19 protein-coding genes are annotated in these 15,886 nt (G+C 41.2%); 7 read left to right on the top strand and 12 right to left on the bottom strand.

Annotation, left to right across the window (positions count from 1 at the left end):
- Positions 1-23: 23 nt before the first annotated feature.
- From NSS92_RS02920 to NSS92_RS02910, 3 genes are all read right to left on the bottom strand, one after another.
- Positions 24-1,310, bottom strand: coding sequence for an MFS transporter (locus tag NSS92_RS02920; protein WP_340866876.1), 1,287 nt, complete (start codon positions 1,308-1,310; stop codon positions 24-26).
- Between the two features lie 122 nt (positions 1,311-1,432).
- Positions 1,433-2,041: a superoxide dismutase SodA gene (gene sodA, locus NSS92_RS02915; protein ID WP_126741035.1), complete on the bottom strand. Its 609-nt coding sequence runs from the start codon at positions 2,039-2,041 to the stop codon at positions 1,433-1,435.
- Positions 2,042-2,223: 182 nt separating this feature from the next.
- Positions 2,224-2,709, bottom strand: a complete 486-nt coding sequence (locus NSS92_RS02910) for a DUF456 domain-containing protein (protein ID WP_039180001.1) — start codon at positions 2,707-2,709, stop codon at positions 2,224-2,226.
- 145 nt (positions 2,710-2,854) lie between these two features.
- On the opposite strand from NSS92_RS02910, the gene NSS92_RS02905 reads away from it, so the two are divergent.
- A complete protein-coding gene (locus NSS92_RS02905; protein WP_041117993.1) occupies positions 2,855-3,613 on the top strand; it encodes a DUF1189 domain-containing protein in 759 nt (252 codons plus the stop codon).
- A gap of 72 nt (positions 3,614-3,685) precedes the next feature.
- Here NSS92_RS02905 and NSS92_RS02900 read toward each other — a convergent pair whose 3' ends face one another.
- A complete protein-coding gene (locus NSS92_RS02900; protein ID WP_340866875.1) occupies positions 3,686-4,231 on the bottom strand; it encodes a GNAT family N-acetyltransferase in 546 nt (181 codons plus the stop codon).
- Positions 4,232-4,430: 199 nt separating this feature from the next.
- Between NSS92_RS02900 and NSS92_RS02895 the strand changes: the two genes are divergently transcribed.
- Both NSS92_RS02895 and ispG read left to right on the top strand, forming a co-directional pair.
- On the top strand, positions 4,431-4,733 hold the full coding sequence (locus tag NSS92_RS02895; protein WP_039180007.1) for a hypothetical protein: 303 nt from the start codon (positions 4,431-4,433) through the stop codon (positions 4,731-4,733).
- Between the two features lie 105 nt (positions 4,734-4,838).
- Positions 4,839-5,954 carry a flavodoxin-dependent (E)-4-hydroxy-3-methylbut-2-enyl-diphosphate synthase gene (ispG, locus tag NSS92_RS02890; RefSeq protein ID WP_024423001.1) on the top strand — a complete coding sequence of 372 codons (1,116 nt, stop codon included), beginning with the start codon at positions 4,839-4,841 and terminating at the stop codon, positions 5,952-5,954.
- Between the two features lie 43 nt (positions 5,955-5,997).
- On the opposite strand, the gene NSS92_RS02885 is transcribed toward ispG, so the two are convergent.
- Positions 5,998-6,360 (bottom strand): DUF308 domain-containing protein, encoded by a 363-nt coding sequence (locus NSS92_RS02885; RefSeq protein WP_039180010.1) that lies wholly within the window; start codon positions 6,358-6,360, stop codon positions 5,998-6,000.
- A 139-nt stretch (positions 6,361-6,499) separates the two neighbouring features.
- On the opposite strand from NSS92_RS02885, the gene NSS92_RS02880 reads away from it, so the two are divergent.
- Positions 6,500-7,078 (top strand): 5' nucleotidase, NT5C type, encoded by a 579-nt coding sequence (locus NSS92_RS02880; protein WP_340866874.1) that lies wholly within the window; start codon positions 6,500-6,502, stop codon positions 7,076-7,078.
- A 66-nt stretch (positions 7,079-7,144) separates the two neighbouring features.
- Here the strand turns inward: NSS92_RS02880 and NSS92_RS02875 are convergent, their stop codons facing one another.
- From NSS92_RS02875 to NSS92_RS02855, 5 genes are all read right to left on the bottom strand, one after another.
- Positions 7,145-8,062, bottom strand: a complete 918-nt coding sequence (locus NSS92_RS02875; protein ID WP_340866873.1) for an ROK family protein — start codon at positions 8,060-8,062, stop codon at positions 7,145-7,147.
- A gap of 120 nt (positions 8,063-8,182) precedes the next feature.
- The gene (locus NSS92_RS02870; protein ID WP_142945446.1) at positions 8,183-8,611 is read right to left on the bottom strand and encodes a Fur family transcriptional regulator; all 429 of its coding nucleotides are present in this window, start codon (positions 8,609-8,611) and stop codon (positions 8,183-8,185) included.
- Entirely contained in the window at positions 8,589-9,449 is an 861-nt protein-coding gene (locus NSS92_RS02865) for a metal ABC transporter permease (RefSeq protein ID WP_048238903.1), read from the bottom strand. Before NSS92_RS02865 ends, NSS92_RS02870 begins: the two co-directional genes overlap by 23 nt.
- Complete coding sequence (locus NSS92_RS02860; RefSeq protein ID WP_267587308.1) at positions 9,449-10,225, bottom strand: metal ABC transporter ATP-binding protein; 777 nt, start codon at positions 10,223-10,225, stop codon at positions 9,449-9,451. The genes NSS92_RS02865 and NSS92_RS02860 overlap by 1 nt, the downstream gene beginning before the upstream one ends.
- Positions 10,226-10,360: 135 nt before the next feature.
- The gene (locus NSS92_RS02855; RefSeq protein ID WP_340866872.1) at positions 10,361-11,242 is read right to left on the bottom strand and encodes a YitT family protein; all 882 of its coding nucleotides are present in this window, start codon (positions 11,240-11,242) and stop codon (positions 10,361-10,363) included.
- A 140-nt stretch (positions 11,243-11,382) separates the two neighbouring features.
- Between NSS92_RS02855 and NSS92_RS02850 the strand changes: the two genes are divergently transcribed.
- The gene (locus NSS92_RS02850) at positions 11,383-11,637 is read left to right on the top strand and encodes a DUF2624 domain-containing protein (protein WP_340866871.1); all 255 of its coding nucleotides are present in this window, start codon (positions 11,383-11,385) and stop codon (positions 11,635-11,637) included.
- A 49-nt stretch (positions 11,638-11,686) separates the two neighbouring features.
- Here the strand turns inward: NSS92_RS02850 and NSS92_RS02845 are convergent, their stop codons facing one another.
- Both NSS92_RS02845 and NSS92_RS02840 read right to left on the bottom strand, forming a co-directional pair.
- Positions 11,687-12,580 carry a deoxyribonuclease IV gene (locus NSS92_RS02845; RefSeq protein ID WP_267587306.1) on the bottom strand — a complete coding sequence of 298 codons (894 nt, stop codon included), beginning with the start codon at positions 12,578-12,580 and terminating at the stop codon, positions 11,687-11,689.
- 9 nt (positions 12,581-12,589) lie between these two features.
- Positions 12,590-13,909: a DEAD/DEAH box helicase gene (locus NSS92_RS02840; protein WP_340866870.1), complete on the bottom strand. Its 1,320-nt coding sequence runs from the start codon at positions 13,907-13,909 to the stop codon at positions 12,590-12,592.
- Positions 13,910-14,064: 155 nt separating this feature from the next.
- Here NSS92_RS02840 and vrrA point away from each other — a divergent pair, with 155 nt between their 5' ends.
- Together vrrA and NSS92_RS02830 are read left to right on the top strand one after the other, a co-directional pair.
- Positions 14,065-14,766, top strand: coding sequence for a VrrA/YqfQ family protein (gene vrrA / locus NSS92_RS02835; protein WP_267587305.1), 702 nt, complete (start codon positions 14,065-14,067; stop codon positions 14,764-14,766).
- A 157-nt stretch (positions 14,767-14,923) separates the two neighbouring features.
- Positions 14,924-15,868, top strand: a complete 945-nt coding sequence (locus NSS92_RS02830; RefSeq protein ID WP_267587304.1) for a 4-hydroxy-3-methylbut-2-enyl diphosphate reductase — start codon at positions 14,924-14,926, stop codon at positions 15,866-15,868.
- Positions 15,869-15,886: the final 18 nt, after the last annotated feature.

Raw genomic sequence — 15,886 nt, 5'->3', positions numbered from 1 at the left:
TGATGTTCCATTGGTAAGAAATTTTACCTTTCTCCCTTAATAAGGTTCGTGTGAGAAACTGGCTTTTGACCGTCAGCCTCTTTCATATCAGCTGTTTTTTCTTTCAAATGAATATCTTTTACAAAATAATAAATGAGGGTATGTCCCGCTCCGAGCACAACAAGAGATGCTGGGATTCCGAGCTCATCACCTAGTAAGGTGACAGACAGCAGGAACAAAACAATCGAACAAATACGGCCGGCATTTAAAAATAGCTCTCTGACCACAATATATTCAATTCGGGCCTTTCTGGCATACCTTGCATGGCCGATGACATCATATGTTAAGGATACGTAAGGAACAAGCAGGAGTGGATATCCTATTGCAATGGCTACCGCATACATCAGAAGTGAAACATAGGACAAGTGGAAGACAATTAAAAACAAGGCGCCGTATAAAATCAGTCCGCCAAGCATAATGGCCTTCTTCCGCCACTTTTTCTTAATCAAACGTGTAGCGAAGAAATAAGTAAAAAACGCAACACCTGAATTCACTAAACCAAATGTCCCGAGAGCAAGCTCACTATTTGTTGCAATAAACACGAAGACACTGATTAAGAAGACAAAGACCCCTTCACGAAGCCCTTGAAAAAAGTGAGCTGTTGTAATCTTACGCCAATTCTCGTCTGCATGGCGTTCTTTCCAAATTTGTTTGATAATAAATTTGCCTTTTGACTGCCTTCTTTTGAGGAAAAAGCTCATCACAACCGCTAGTGAAAACAAAAAAAGCGATAACGTGAAAATGACTGTGTAGCCTGTATCATCCGTTAACTGAGAAATGACAATCCCCGCAATGAGAGGACCGATCATGCCAGCAGTTGAAGTAAGCACCCCGAGAAACCCATTAAAGAAGTCTCTTGTTTCAGGCTCAGTGATCTCAAAGGTGAGTACGTTAAAAGCAAGCCAGTAAAAACCATAGCCGATCCCAAGGACACTTCCCAATAAAACTAGCCGTGCGGCCGCTTGTTCTCCTGCCATTAAAACTATTAAATAAAAAGCGGCTAAAAAGATGACACCGAAACGAAGGACAAACGCCCGGTCTATTTTTTTAGCGAGCCGGCCAGCGAATAAAAACGTAATGGGCTGAAGCACCACAATGGCCAAGTTATAAATCGCAAGATCCGTGAATTTTCCGGACTGTTTCCATAAGTACACATTTACAAACGTATTCGAAAGCGCAATGGCAAGTGCGTATAACCCGCCAATCGTGAGGAGGAGCAATAAATCTCTTGTAACATCCATGTCCCCGAACATTTTCTTTAATCTGCTCATACAATTCATTCTCCTTTTCTACACAATAGTCTGTCTCATCAAAAGGCAGATATGTAAAAAAAGGAGGGAAAATATAAAAAGACCTGCTTCTCTAAAGAGCAGGTCTTTTCAAATCAAATGATTTATTTAGCTTCGCTGTAAAGACGAGCTACTTCATCCCAGTTCACAACATTCCAGAATGCTGAAATGTAATCAGGACGACGGTTTTGGTAGTTTAGGTAGTAAGCATGCTCCCAAACGTCTAGTCCTAGAATTGGCGTTTTTCCTTCAGTTAAAGGAGAATCTTGGTTTGGCGTGCTTGTGATTTCAAGTTTTCCGTTGTTCACAACAAGCCATGCCCAACCAGAACCAAAGCGTCCTGCAGCTGCTGCAGCGAAATCAGATTTGAATTTTTCAAATCCACCTAATTCTTTTTCGATTGCATCTGCAAGTTCACCAGTTGGTGCGCCGCCACCGTTTGGTGAAAGAAGCGTCCAGAATAATGAGTGGTTCGCATGTCCTCCGCCATTGTTACGTACAGCTGTACGAATGTTTTCAGGCACTGAGTTTAAGTTAGCCACTAGCTCTTCAATTGATTGTTCTTCAAGAGCTGATACACCTTCGATTGCTTTGTTTAAGTTTGTTACATATGTGTTGTGGTGTTTTGTGTGGTGAATCGTCATTGTTTCCTTGTCGATATGTGGTTCTAATGCATCGTAAGCATATGGTAATTCTGGAAGTTTAAAAGCCATGGTTAAATTCCTCCTTAGAATGTATGTACTGAAATGCTTCCTTTGTAAGTCAGCAATTCACCCTACTCAAAGAGTATCAAAAGAAACAGCTTGTTTCAACGTTATTGCTCATGTTCTGAAACATTTCAGTGTTTATTTTGTATTTAGCCCTTTTGAAAAAGTTTTAAACACCCTTTTTCAGCTTAGCGAAGGACATAAAATAAAAAGATGCCCAGCATCAGCGCTTGAATCAATCCTTTTGCAAAAACACCTGATACAAATCCAATTAATGAGCCTAATCCGACTTTCACACTCGTCTTCAGATCTTTTTGATGAACAAGGAGCTCTGCAATGACACTCCCGAGAAATGGACCAATAATAATTCCTGCAATCGGTATCACAAAAGGACCAGCTAATAACCCAATGGTGCTTCCCCAAATAGCTGCCTTGCTGCCGCCAAAGCGCTTTACCCCAATCAGGTTTGAGACATAATCTGCTGCAAATAAGACGGCAGTAAACATGGCTTGAATGAGCCAGAACGTCAGTGTAAGCGGCTCGAAGCTAAAAAAGAAACCATATAGAATAAATCCGAGAACCATAAAGACTACACTCGGGATAATTGGATAAACCAGTCCAACAAACGCAATGATAAATGCACAGCCAATCAGTATCCAATACAGAACGTCCAAGACCCTGCCGCCTCCTTTTTATATGCTGTATACATTATGCCTCATTCCTTCTATCTTAACCAGTGATGAAGGCTATACTTGTACTTGATGGATAGACATTGATACAATATGAGAAATAGAAAAGAATGTAGGAAGTGAATGGGTATTGAACGTATTTAATCTATTGTTAAAAGGAATTTATTCACCAAAAGATATTGCTAAAGCAAGGTTTACAGGGATCGGTAAAGCGATTTTATTCATTTTTATCCTCTCAATCATCGCAGCAGTTCCTCAGGGGTATCATATGAGCCAAGAGATCTCGAATGCGATGTCAGGATTTCAGCATGTGATCAAAAAAGATTTACCCGACTTTTCAATTGAAAAAGGAAAGCTTCAAGCGGATCAAAGTGCACCAATAGAAAAAGAAGAAAACGGCATCACGATCATCTTTGATCCTGCTGAAAAAATAAAAGCAAGTGAGCTTGAATCAAAGCAAACGGCTATCGCTTTATTAAAGGAAAAAGCAGTGATTGCCATTGATGGACAAATGACAGATATTCCATACCAGCTCCTTGGTGGAACGCTGACAAAAGATGAACTCGCCCGGGTCACAAATCAGAACCAAGCGATTATCATCCCTGTCATCTGTGTACTGCTATATCTATCAACTGCGGCTCTCATGTTTATCAGCGCAACATTCCTTGCGATGCTTGGTACATTTATTAAACGAATGCAGCAAAAAGAGCTGTCCTTCCAAATGCTTTGGAAGCTCTCCGCTTATTCACTCACATTAACAACGGTCTTTTTCGCCATCATGAGTGCATTAAACACGCCTGTTGCAAACTCATTTTTATTAAATTGGGTCATTAACTTTATCTTTTTATATCTTGTTGTTAAAGAAATACCTGCAAAAAAAAGCAAATGATCCATCCAACAAGGATTTGTCTACACAATGAAAGCTCCTCCGGCTCGGAGGAGCTTTTTATGTATGTTCATGCTAGGACTCATCTGGATGGATGATCGCAAACAAATAGTGATCCTCCCACACTCCATTAATCTTTACTTTTTTACGATTTAGTCCCTCATTTTCAAAACCTGTCTTTTCAAGTACACGAATGGAACCCTTATTACTCGGCTTTACTCCAGCCTCAATACGATGGAGATTTAACTCAAAAAAGGCATAGTCAATGATTAAACGAATGGCTTCTGTCATATATCCATTTCCGCCCTGCCTTTGATCGAGTACATACCCGAGCCAAGCTCCTTCTATCGGACCTCTTACGACAGAACTTAATGAGATCGTCCCAATTAAGGCACCTGTTTCGTTTAAGAAAATACCATGCATGTAAGATTCATCTTGTGCACTTCTTTGCCTACTCCGCTGAATCCGTTCAATTTGACGAGGTAATGTGAAGAAATCATCTTTGACCAAAGGTGTAAATTCCTGAAAATATGTGCGATTCTCAAGCTCTAATGTTAACAGTGATGCTGCATCATTTTCTGTTAGTGTTCTCACATATATATGCTGACTAACCTTCTTCATAAAATCCCCCCCTTTATTATTTTATCATAATGGCCATATGAGGTTGCTCTCATTTACTACACCAACGACCCAAGAAGTTTTTATTACAAGACATACTAGAACTAACTAGAACCATCCTTTCCAGCTTTTCTCCTCTTTTTGGTTCTATCATTTCAGGACATGCATAGACTGAAGTAAACTCTTAAAAGCGGTGAGTAAAATGCGGCGAATTCTTTTTTTACTAATCAGTTTGTTTGTCCTCTTTATTATCTTTTTTGATTTGAAAAATGGAACCATTCCTGTTGAGGAAAACCCAGCCGTTCCAGCAAGTGCCCTTCAAACAGCTGAGAAAAAGACATATAAGAACGTCACTGTAAAACAAGGTGAAACGGTCCTCTCCATCGTACATACAAGCAAACCGCTTGATGATGTCATTAAAGATTTCGAGGAGCTGAATCAAGGTGTTAAAGCGAACGAAATCAGGGCAGGCAGCACATATAAGTTTCCTGTCTATAAGAGATAAAACGTTAATTCCTTGTCATTCATACAAAGAGACTGTTACAATATGAACTGTAAAACACGACGTACACGGCAAAGGATTGCTTGTACACTAAGGAGCGATTGACAAGTGAGTGAAGTCACACATCGTACTAAAACGCGTCCCGTCAAAGTGGGACCTTTAACTATAGGTGGAAATAATGAGGTTGTCATTCAAAGTATGGCAACAACCAAAACACATGATGTCGAAGCGACAGTCGCTGAAATTAAACGTTTAGAAGAGGCAGGCTGTCAAATCGTGCGTGTCGCATGTCCAGATGAGCGTGCAGCAAATGCAATTGCGGACATTAAAAAGCAAATTAACATCCCGCTTGTTGTGGATATTCATTTTGACTATAAGCTTGCTCTGAAAGCGATTGAAGCAGGCGCAGACAAAATCCGAATCAATCCAGGAAACATCGGAAGAAGAGAAAAAGTCGAAGCTGTTGTCAAAGCAGCAAAAGAAAAAGGCATTCCAATTCGTATTGGCGTAAACGCTGGTTCATTAGAGAAAAAAATTCTTGATAAATACGGTTACCCAACGGCAGATGGTATGGTCGAAAGTGCACTGCATCACATTAAAATTCTAGAAGACCTAGACTTTCATGACATCATCGTCAGTATGAAAGCATCTGATGTAAACCTTGCAATTGAAGCATACGAAAAAGCGGCTAAAGCCTTTGATTATCCTCTTCACCTCGGGATTACAGAATCAGGTACGTTATTTGCAGGTACAGTCAAAAGTGCAGCTGGACTTGGCGCTATTTTGAATATGGGGATTGGGAACACGCTCCGCATTTCATTAAGTGCTGACCCAGTTGAGGAAGTAAAAGTAGCACGTGAATTATTGAAATCATTTGGTCTTGCATCAAATGCAGCAACACTGATCTCCTGCCCAACTTGTGGACGAATTGAAATTGACCTCATCAGCATTGCAAATGAAGTCGAAGAATATATTTCTAAAATCAAAGCACCGATTAAAGTAGCTGTTCTCGGCTGCGCTGTAAACGGTCCAGGTGAAGCGCGTGAAGCGGACATCGGAATCGCAGGCGCTAGAGGCGAAGGCTTATTGTTCCGTAAAGGTGAAATTGTTCGTAAAGTACCGGAAGAAACAATGGTCGAAGAACTGAAAAAAGAAATCGATAAAATCGCTGAAGAACATTATGCGAAAATGGAAGCTGAAAAAGAAAAACAAGCGAATGCTTAACAAAAAACGCCTGACTGTGACGTCAGGCGTTTTTCTGTTCTTGTTAAAAGAACGGGGTGATAAATATGCCTAGGATGACGGAAACAATTCCGATCCCAATTGACCACGCGCCAAGCGCATGTGCTCCTTTTCTTCGTGCAATATAACCAACGACGATTGCCGCTACCCCTAATAGCACCGGCAAGACAAATAATGAGATAATCGCAATCGCGAGTGCTGTATAGCCTATCCCTTTACTGCCTGAATCGTCACCTGCATGGTCACGTCCTCGTCTATCTTCTCGATCTCTTGAAGCTTGATATGGCTCTGCAATTTCAGCAGCTGTTTCCTCTAAATAGCCATCATCATTACTAAAGTGTGTGTCGATTTCACGATCATTTCTTCTGAAATCCTCGTCTCTTTCCATGATCAATTCCCCCTTTTGGTTAATAGAAAGGAGCTTTTTTAGTATGAGCAAAAATGTCTGTTTCATGTTTGCTAAAACTTGCTGGAATTGTGAATTGATTATGTTACACTTTAAGAGTATAAAAATAAGGAGTGTGGGCATGTTACGTTTAGGAATTGATATTGATGGTACAGTGACGGCGCAGGACACCTTTGTTCCCTACTTAAATGAGTCGTTCCAATGTACCATGACACTAGATGATATGACAGAGTATGATTTGACGAAGCTTTTAAAGATTTCTCAAGAAGAATTTTGGGGCTGGATGGATCAGCACGAGCCTCTTATTTATAAACAGGCAGAGCCTGCTGAGGGTGCAAAAGAGATCCTCGACCAAATGAAGCAGCAGCACAGACTGATTTATATTACAGCAAGAAGGCAGCAGCATTCGGATATTACCTACAAGTGGTTTCAAGAACATGATGTGCACTATGATGCTATTGAGCTGGTTGGCGGTCATCATAAGCTGGAAGCCGTTCAAAAGCACAAGATTGATGTATTTTTTGAAGACCATCATGGCAATGCCACAATGATTGCAAAAGAAGCTGACATCCCGGTTATTCTTTTTAACTCCCCTTATAATCAAATGCCAATTGACGACAGAATTATTCGCGTGAACAACTGGCAGGAAGCGTCTCAATGGATCAAACAATACGAACAGCGTCTGCAAACTGCTTATTAATGTAACTGAGCGAGCACCGAAACAGAACAAACGCGAGGATTTGTCTACATGCTGAAGCCGATACATTTAATGTATCGGCTTTTTTGATGGAGCAAGCTGCCCTTCTTTCATTAGAAAATGGTACAGTGCCCCCTTCATGCCTGCCTGATTCAAGTAGTAGCAAGTTTCCAGCTTCACCTGAATGTTCTTCCACGCATGCAGTGTATGTAAATGTTTTTCAATGTTTTGTAATAAATCTGGTCTTGCACTTACGCCGCCGCCAATGAGGATTTTCTCTGGGTTAAGAACAGTCGCTACATTGTAAATGCCAATGGCGATTCGCTTGTACCATTGATCCACCAGCTTCTCAATGGCCGGATCATGCTTCGTCTTTTCAAAAATCTCTTGGCCGTCTATTTGATTACTTTGCGGAATTCCTTGCTTTTCTTTATAGCTCCGAATTAATCCAGCTGTTGAAGCGCTGCTGTTGAGAGTTGTAAACTGGCCATTTTCCGTTTCTGTCAGCATCATGCCAAATTCACCACCGCGGAAGGAAGCCCCGCGCACAAGCTGACCATCAGCAAAAATACCACCGCCAACACCCGTGCCAATCGTCATACAAATAAAGCTGTCACAATCTTTCGCATTGCCGCTATATTTTTCTGCGAGAGCTGCACAGTTCGCATCATTCTCCACTTCTACACGAAGAGACGTTTTTTCTTCTAAAAGTGTTTTTACATTTTGACCATTTAAGGCGATGATAGCGCCTGCAAATTCTGTATAACCTGATTCACTGTCTACAAAGCCTGGAAGACTGATGGCGATACCGCTGACATCCTGCATCCTTTGATATTGCCTGACCACATCCGCCATGGCTACTAAAAACGGTTCAAGCTGCCGGCAGTTCGTCTCATAGTCACCGCTAGTGACCAGCTTTCCATCCTGATCCATTAATCCATGTTTTGTTCTCGTCCCGCCTACATCAAACACGACGTAATATGCCACTTTTGACCCCTCCCTTTACTCCAAAATGTAGTACCTTGATCTCATTTTAATGAAACAGCCGCCCTTTGTAAAACGTTTTCAAAAGACAAAACAAAAAAGCCAGCTCCACGGCTGGCTTTTTCATGAGTGAACTTCCTTCGGTTCGCAGGAAGGACACGTTCCGTATATTTCAAATTTATGTCCGCTAATATGATAATCATCTAGATCGGCATCCAGTTTGTCCATAGGACAGGCATCGATCTCCTTTGTTTTCCCGCATGCAAGACAAATAAAGTGATGGTGATGATGGGAAAATGAACATTTAAAACGGAATAGTTTCTCCCCTGACAATTCCGTTGTTTCTAATATTCCAAGGTCTTCATATAGCGACAAATTTCGGTAAATCGTATCAAAGCTGAGACCAGGGTAGTCTTCACTTAGTGCCGTCAGCACATTTTTAGCCGTCAAGTATTTATCAGAATCAGAAAACAATTGAAGCATGTCTTCACGTTTGCTTGTATATTTGTAGCCTTTTTCCTTTAATAAATCAAGCGCTTCTTGTACGTTCATGTTGATTCCCCCTTCTGAATTTCCCAATACTGATACACCCGATTAAAATCAAAATAGACAGCATCACAATGGTTCCGCCTGGCGCTAAATCAAGATAATAGCTTAGAATCAATCCGGCTAATACAGACAATTCACCAAACAAGATCGAAAGGAAAATCGCCTGTTTGAATCCTTTGGCAATGCGGATACTAGCCGCAACAGGAAGCGTCATGAGCGCCGACACAAGCAGTGTACCGACGATACGCATCGATGCCGCAATGACAAGTGCGACAACTAAGATAAAAATAAAATGAATCCATTTTGCTGAAATACCAGAAGCCTTTGCATGCTCTTCATCAAAAGAAAGCAGAAATAATTCTTTATATAATAGCACGACAACTAGCACAACAACGAGTGAGATCCCCACAATAATCCAAAGATCAAGTCTTGAAACCGCACTGACACTACCGAATAAATAACTAAACAAATCTGTATTAAAGCCATTCGCTAGTGAAATGAAGATGACGGAAATCCCAATACCACCTGATAAAATGATGGGAATGGCAAGCTCCTGATAATGCTTATACACAGAGCGCAGGCGCTCAATGAACAATGACCCTGCAACAGAAAAAGCCATTCCTAAGTAGAGCGGGCTTACCCCTGTCAAAAGGCCAAACTTTTTATCAAGGAATAGACTTGCGGCAATACCAGCAAGTGATACGTGACTGAGGGCATCTGCAATAAGCGAGAGCCTTCTTACGACAATAAATACACCAAGTAAGGGCGCAATAAAACCGATCAGCATACCTGCGATAAACGCATTTTGTAAAAATTCATAATGAAAAAATGGAAATAGCATTATTCATGTCCCCCATGATGATGATGGTCGTGATGAATCACTTGAATGTCATGCCCGTAAAATTGGGATAGCGCCTGATCATCCATTGAATCAAACGCTGCTGCATCCCCGTGGAAATGCAGTGTCTGATTTAAACAAGCCACATGGGTGACTTTATCAGAAACGGTGCCAACGTCATGTGTGACGAGAATTAAAGACATTCCTTTTTCTTTGTTCAATGTTTCGAGCAGCTGATAAAAGCCTTCTACTGTACGCTGATCGACCCCAACTGTGGGTTCATCCAAAATGAGCAGCTTCGGCTGACTGACAAGCGCACGGGCAATAAATGCACGCTGCTGCTGACCACCAGAAAGCTCACCGATGTTTTGGTGCTTTAAATCTTGTATGCCAACTGAGCGAATGGCATCTTCAACTTGCCATTTATCCTGCTTGCTCATTCGTTTAAATAAACCAATTTTCGCAGTCAGTCCGCTTGCGACAACCTCATATACAGAAGCTGGGAAACCCGTATTAAAGCTATTCGCCTTTTGAGAAACAAATCCAATTTGATCCCAGTCTCTAAATTTTGAAACAGGCGTGCCAAATAGTTTTAATTCGCCTTGCTGCGGTTTAATGAGCCCAAGCAGGCATTTTAATAAGGTTGTTTTACCAGATCCATTCGGTCCAACAAGTGCTAGGAAGTTTCCTTCCTCTACTGTTAAATGAATGTGATCAATGACATTTCGCTGTCCATAAGAGTACGAAATGTCCTCCATTTCAATAATTGGCTTTGCCATGAATCTTTCCACCTTTAATCAAAATAAAAAGAATGATTACGATTTATACAACAAAAAGAAAATGGCTTTTGCCATTTTCTCTGTTCATACATACATTTCATTATATAAAAGAAAGATAAAAAAGTAAAATAAAAGCTAATGAATGGCTGTTTTGAACTTACCGCCTTTTGTTTCATGCGTATCCATAATCGTAATAAATGCTTGGCCATCAATTTCAAATACAATGGATTTCAGCTTTGTAATTTCAAGCCTTGTGACAACGGCGTAGATGACATCTTTTTCTTCATCTGTATAGCCGCCTTTTCCTTTCAGCTTTGTCGTTCCCCTGCCAAGTCGATGCAGAATCGCATCTGAAATTTCATCATAATGATCTGATACGATAATAACAGCTTTTGTTTCATCAAGCCCTTGAATAACAGCATCAATTGTTTTCATTGCCAAATAATATGTCATGACAGAATACATAGCCTGCTCTGGTCCGAAAACAAAGCCCGCCCAAATAAAAATGAACACATTGACGATCATCACAAACTCACCGACGGAGAAAGGAATTTTTTTCGTTAGAAGAATCCCTAAAATCTCTGTTCCATCCATTGAACCTCCATTACGGATGACAAGTCCAACACCAAATCCAAGTAATAGCCCGCCAAATACAGTGGCTAAAATCGGCTGAGTTGTAAATGCCTCTACATGATGAAGTGAAGATTCAATCACGGCTAAGCTGACAATCCCAATCACAGTGGAAACAAGAAAGGTTTTCCCAATATGTTTGTATCCTGATATCATAAATGGAATATTTAAAATGACAACAAGCGTCGCAAAGTTAATAAACGGGTTATCTGTAAAGAGATAATCCAAAATAAGCGAAATGCCGATGATGCCCCCATCAATAATATTGTTTGGCACTAAAAATAATTCAATGCTGACTGCTGCACATGCAGCTCCTACTAGAATCAGAAAAATTCTCATAATAAAATGAGGCACTGATTCCTTTCTATGCTGTTTACTATTTGCCATACGTTCTCCCTTCTACACATGTTAAATTTTCAATGAACATTTTATTCACTTTACTATTTTATCATTTCACAGAATAAAATAAAATTTTTTGCACATTTTCCGTTTTCGCCCATACATTGTTACAGAGGGGAGGAATGGAATTGATTTTAATTCAAAAAATTGTCCTGCAGCGGCTCAATCAGATCACAGCAAATGATCTGTTAAGGTATGCGAAACAGTATGGCGTCAGTTTAACGTCTAATCAAGCTGCTGAGGTTGCCAAACTCATGAACGGGAAAAACATCAATATTTTTAATGATTCAGAGCGTAACCGGCTTCTTAAGCAAGTGGAAGCGATTACTTCTAAACAGACAGCACAGACTGTGAATGATCTGTTTAACCGGTTTACAAGTTAGGCAAAAAAAGGGCCGCATTTAGCGGCACCTCATCATGTTGCATCCTTTTTTATTGACCCGTAATTTTATCTAGTAAGCCTTCATCAAATTGCTTTTCTTTCAGCATCGCAATTTCGAATTTGTAAGGTGGTTTTTTGTTCTTTTTATCTTCACCTACATAAGGCGTTTCTAGAATTTTCGGCACATCTTGAAGTTGCGGATGATGCACAATATAGTTCAGTGCATCGAAACCAATTTCACCAAAACCGATATTTTCATGTCGGTCTTTTCTTGCGCCTTGTACGTTTTTACTGTCATTAATATGAAGAACTTTGATTCGGTCAATACCGACAATTCGGTCAAATTCTTCTAACACACCATCAAAGTCGCTTACAATCGGGTAACCAGCATCGTGCGTGTGACACGTATCAAAGCAGACAGAAAGAGCTTCGTTATGTGTCACTCCGTCGATAATTTGGGCAAGCTCTTCAAAGCTTCTTCCGCACTCTGATCCTTTTCCTGCCATTGTTTCAAGTGCAATTTGAACCTCTTGACCTTTTACAATGACTTCGTTTAAACCTTCAATGATTTTTTGAATCCCTGCTTCTGCCCCTGCTCCGACATGCGCACCCGGGTGGAGAACAATTTGTCTTGCTCCCAGCGCTTCCGTACGCTCAATCTCAGAGCGAAGAAAGTCTACACCAAGCTCAAATGTCGATGGATTCACTGTATTTCCAATATTGATAATATACGGAGCATGCACGACGATATCCGTCATGCCATGCTCTTTCATATGCGCTTGTCCAGCTTCAATATTCAGGTCTTCAATTTTTTTGCGGCGCGTATTTTGCGGTGCACCTGTATAAATCATAAACGTATTCGAACCATAAGAGGCAGCTTCTTGACTCGCTGCAAGAAGCATATGTTTTCCGCTCATGGATACATGTGAACCAATCTTCAACAATGTTTCCCCCTACTTTCCATTACGCTTTGACTTTCTACGTTCCTGTCTTTTGATTTTATCCATCTCACGTGTCATTTTCTTTTTATATCCAGGTTTGACGGCTTTCGGTTTTCTCACAAGACGCTTTGCTTTTTCTTCAATTTCATTTGGTGCTTTTTTACGTCTTTGACGCTTCAGACGGTCATCTGCATCTCGCCATTCGCCATGAACAATGGTTTTGTTTTCAAACACAACGCCCATTTTCTCAATTTGAATGAGTGCATCCTCATCAGTCAGCTCATAAATGGTCATGGCAATTCCAGATGAACCAGCACGAGCTGTTCTTCCAACGCGGTGCACATAAAAATCAAGATCAGATGGAAGTTCATAGTTAATCACGTGGCTGACGCCTTTAATGTCAATTCCGCGTGCTGCAAGATCAGATGCCACAATATAAGTGAACTCCAAATCTTCAATTTGTTTCATGACTTTTTTACGTTCGCGCGGCGTTAATCCGCCATGGAGCACACCGATTTTCATTCCTTTTTCTTGTAAGAATGCTGCGATTTCATCAACAGTTGTTTTTGTATTGGCAAAAATGATGCCTAAATAAGGCTGTACATTCGTCACCATTTCATGGAGCAATTTTAATTTATCACGCTGTTTAGACGGAACTAAAATATGCTGAATGTTTTCTGCTGTAATCCGTTTTGGTTCAACATGCGCATACTTTGGATTGTCCATATATTTTTTCAGAAAAGGCTTTAGTTTTTCTGGAATGGTTGCAGAGAACACAAGCATTTGCAGCTGTTCTGGCATTTGTGCACCAATACGGTCCACATCTTCTAAAAATCCCATATCCAGCATTAAATCCGCTTCATCAATGACAAGAGAGGTCGCTTTGTAAACATTCAGCGCCTGCTCATGAATGAGGTCAGCAATACGTCCAGGTGTGCCGACAACCAAATGCGGCTGGTTTTTTAGCTTTTGAATTGATTTCTGCTTGTCCGTTCCGCCAATGTAAAGCTTTGCTTTGATCTCTTCTTCTGGAGAAGCATTCTTTAAAATCGTTTGAGCTTCTTTGAAAATTTGATTGGCTAATTCTCTTGTAGGTGCAGTAATCACCACTTGTACCTGCTCTTTGCTTGGATCAATTGAATGAATCAGCGGCAGTAAGTACGCATGAGTTTTTCCTGTTCCTGTTTGTGACTGTCCAATCACGCTTTCTCCTTTTAAAACAGCAGGGATGATTCTTTTTTGAATATCAGTCGGCTCATAAAAGCCTAGTTCATGAATAGCATCTATAATAAAAGGCTTTAATTCATATGTTGTAAATTTCGTTTCTTTCATGTTTTCACTCCTTAAGGCAATGCCTTTTTGCTCATCTCCTCATTATAGCTGATTTTCAGTAAAAAAACCATGTCCGCTTTTCCTACAGGAAACCAATTGATGCTTCCTTGCATAACCTATGAAGAGAAAGAGAATGCAGTAAGGGAGGTACAAGTATGTTAGGGCAAAGGCCTATGGGCGATTTTCAGCCGCGCCGTCCCTCACGCCGGCACCTTGGAAATGGCGGACAGCCCGGAATTTTTCAAAGAGGACAGCAGCAGCCTCCTATCCAACAGCCTTTTCAAGGGCAAGGCAATCCATTTCAGCAAATGATGCCTCGCTCCCCGTCTGTACAGGGAGGCGGCGGTTTACAAGGGATGGGCGGAATTCCAGGAGGTGAGAGCCGTGCACTAGGCGGCGGAGCAGGAATGAAAGGCATGCTCGCTAAGTTTCTTCCTGGCGCAGGAGGAGCGGGAGTCTCTGGAGGTGGTGCGGGATTACAAGGAATCCAGAGCTTCACAAATCCTGCGACCCTCTCAAGCATGTTAGGAAATGTTCAAAAAGTGCTCGGGATGGCGCAGCAATTTACGCCAATGATTCAGCAATACGGTCCTTTAGTGAGAAATTTGCCTGCGATGATTAAACTGTACAGCCAGCTTGGCAGTGCGGATGATGATGAAGAAAGTGCAAATGATGCTGATGCAGAATCAACGGAGACTAACGCGGAAACAGAAGTGTCCGAGGAAGAAGCACAGACTGACGAAAATGAAGAACCGGAAGACATCCTCGTCAAAAAAGCAGCACCTCACACATCACCTGCTCCTGAAGCAAAACCGAAAAAAAGATCTGGCAGCTCTGTTCCAAAACTATATGTCTAGTGATCTTTTAACGGCGAAGTGTTCACTGCGTATAACAATCTTTGATATATACGCTTACTTTGGCTATAATGGAAGCAAGAGAATGATAAAAAGCCGTTTTTTACGGCTTTTTATATTGTTCTTCTCTAGCAGCACTTCCCTACAGGAGGACGAATAAATGAATGTAATTAAAATATCGCCGCGTGGCTATTGCTATGGCGTTGTGGATGCAATGGTCATTGCTAAAAATGCCGCACTTGATAAAAACCTGCCACGCCCAATTTATATATTAGGTATGATTGTGCACAACAAACATGTCACTGATGCCTTCGAGGAAGATGGAATTTACACACTGGACGGACCAAACCGCTTAGACATTTTAAAGCAGGTTGAAAGCGGAACAGTCATTTTCACGGCTCACGGCGTTTCTCCTGAGGTTCGTGAAATCGCAGAAGAAAAAGGCCTTGTCGCCATTGATGCGACCTGTCCCGATGTAACGAAAACCCACGAACTCATTTCAGAGAAAACAGCCGATGGTTATGACATTATTTATATTGGGAAAAAGGGTCATCCTGAGCCAGAAGGAGCTGTTGGAGTAGCCCCTGACAAGGTACATCTTGTCGAAACAGAAGCCGACATTGAGGCGCTCGATTTAACATCAGAAAAACTGCTTATCACGAACCAAACGACGATGTCTCAATGGGATGTCCACGATCTGATGGAGCTGATTAAAGAAAAATACCCTCACGTTGAGTATCATCAAGAAATTTGCCTTGCGACACAGGTACGTCAGGAAGCTGTTTCGCAGCAAGCTGGTCAAGCCGACCTAACCATTGTTGTCGGCGATCCAAAAAGTAATAACTCTAACCGTCTCGCACAAGTGTCAATGGAGATTGCGGGAACGCAGGCTTACCGTATTGGTGACTTAAGTGAACTCAAGCTGGAGTGGCTGCAGGGCGTCAAAACCGTTGCCGTTACTGCTGGTGCTTCAACACCAACACCTATTACAAAGGAAGTCATTCGTTTCTTAGAAAACTATGAACCGGATGATGAAACGACTTGGAAGATTGAACGGACCGTTCCTCTTTCTAAAATTTTACCTCGCGTCAAAACAAAGAAATAAGAAAACGTCAGAGCGAAT

This window comes from Bacillus sp. FSL M8-0166 (genome assembly GCF_038008825.1).
Classification (GTDB): Bacteria; Bacillota; Bacilli; order Bacillales; family Bacillaceae; genus Bacillus; species Bacillus safensis.
The sequence above is the reverse complement of the archived record's forward strand: the minus strand, read 5'-3'. Positions and strand labels throughout refer to the sequence as shown.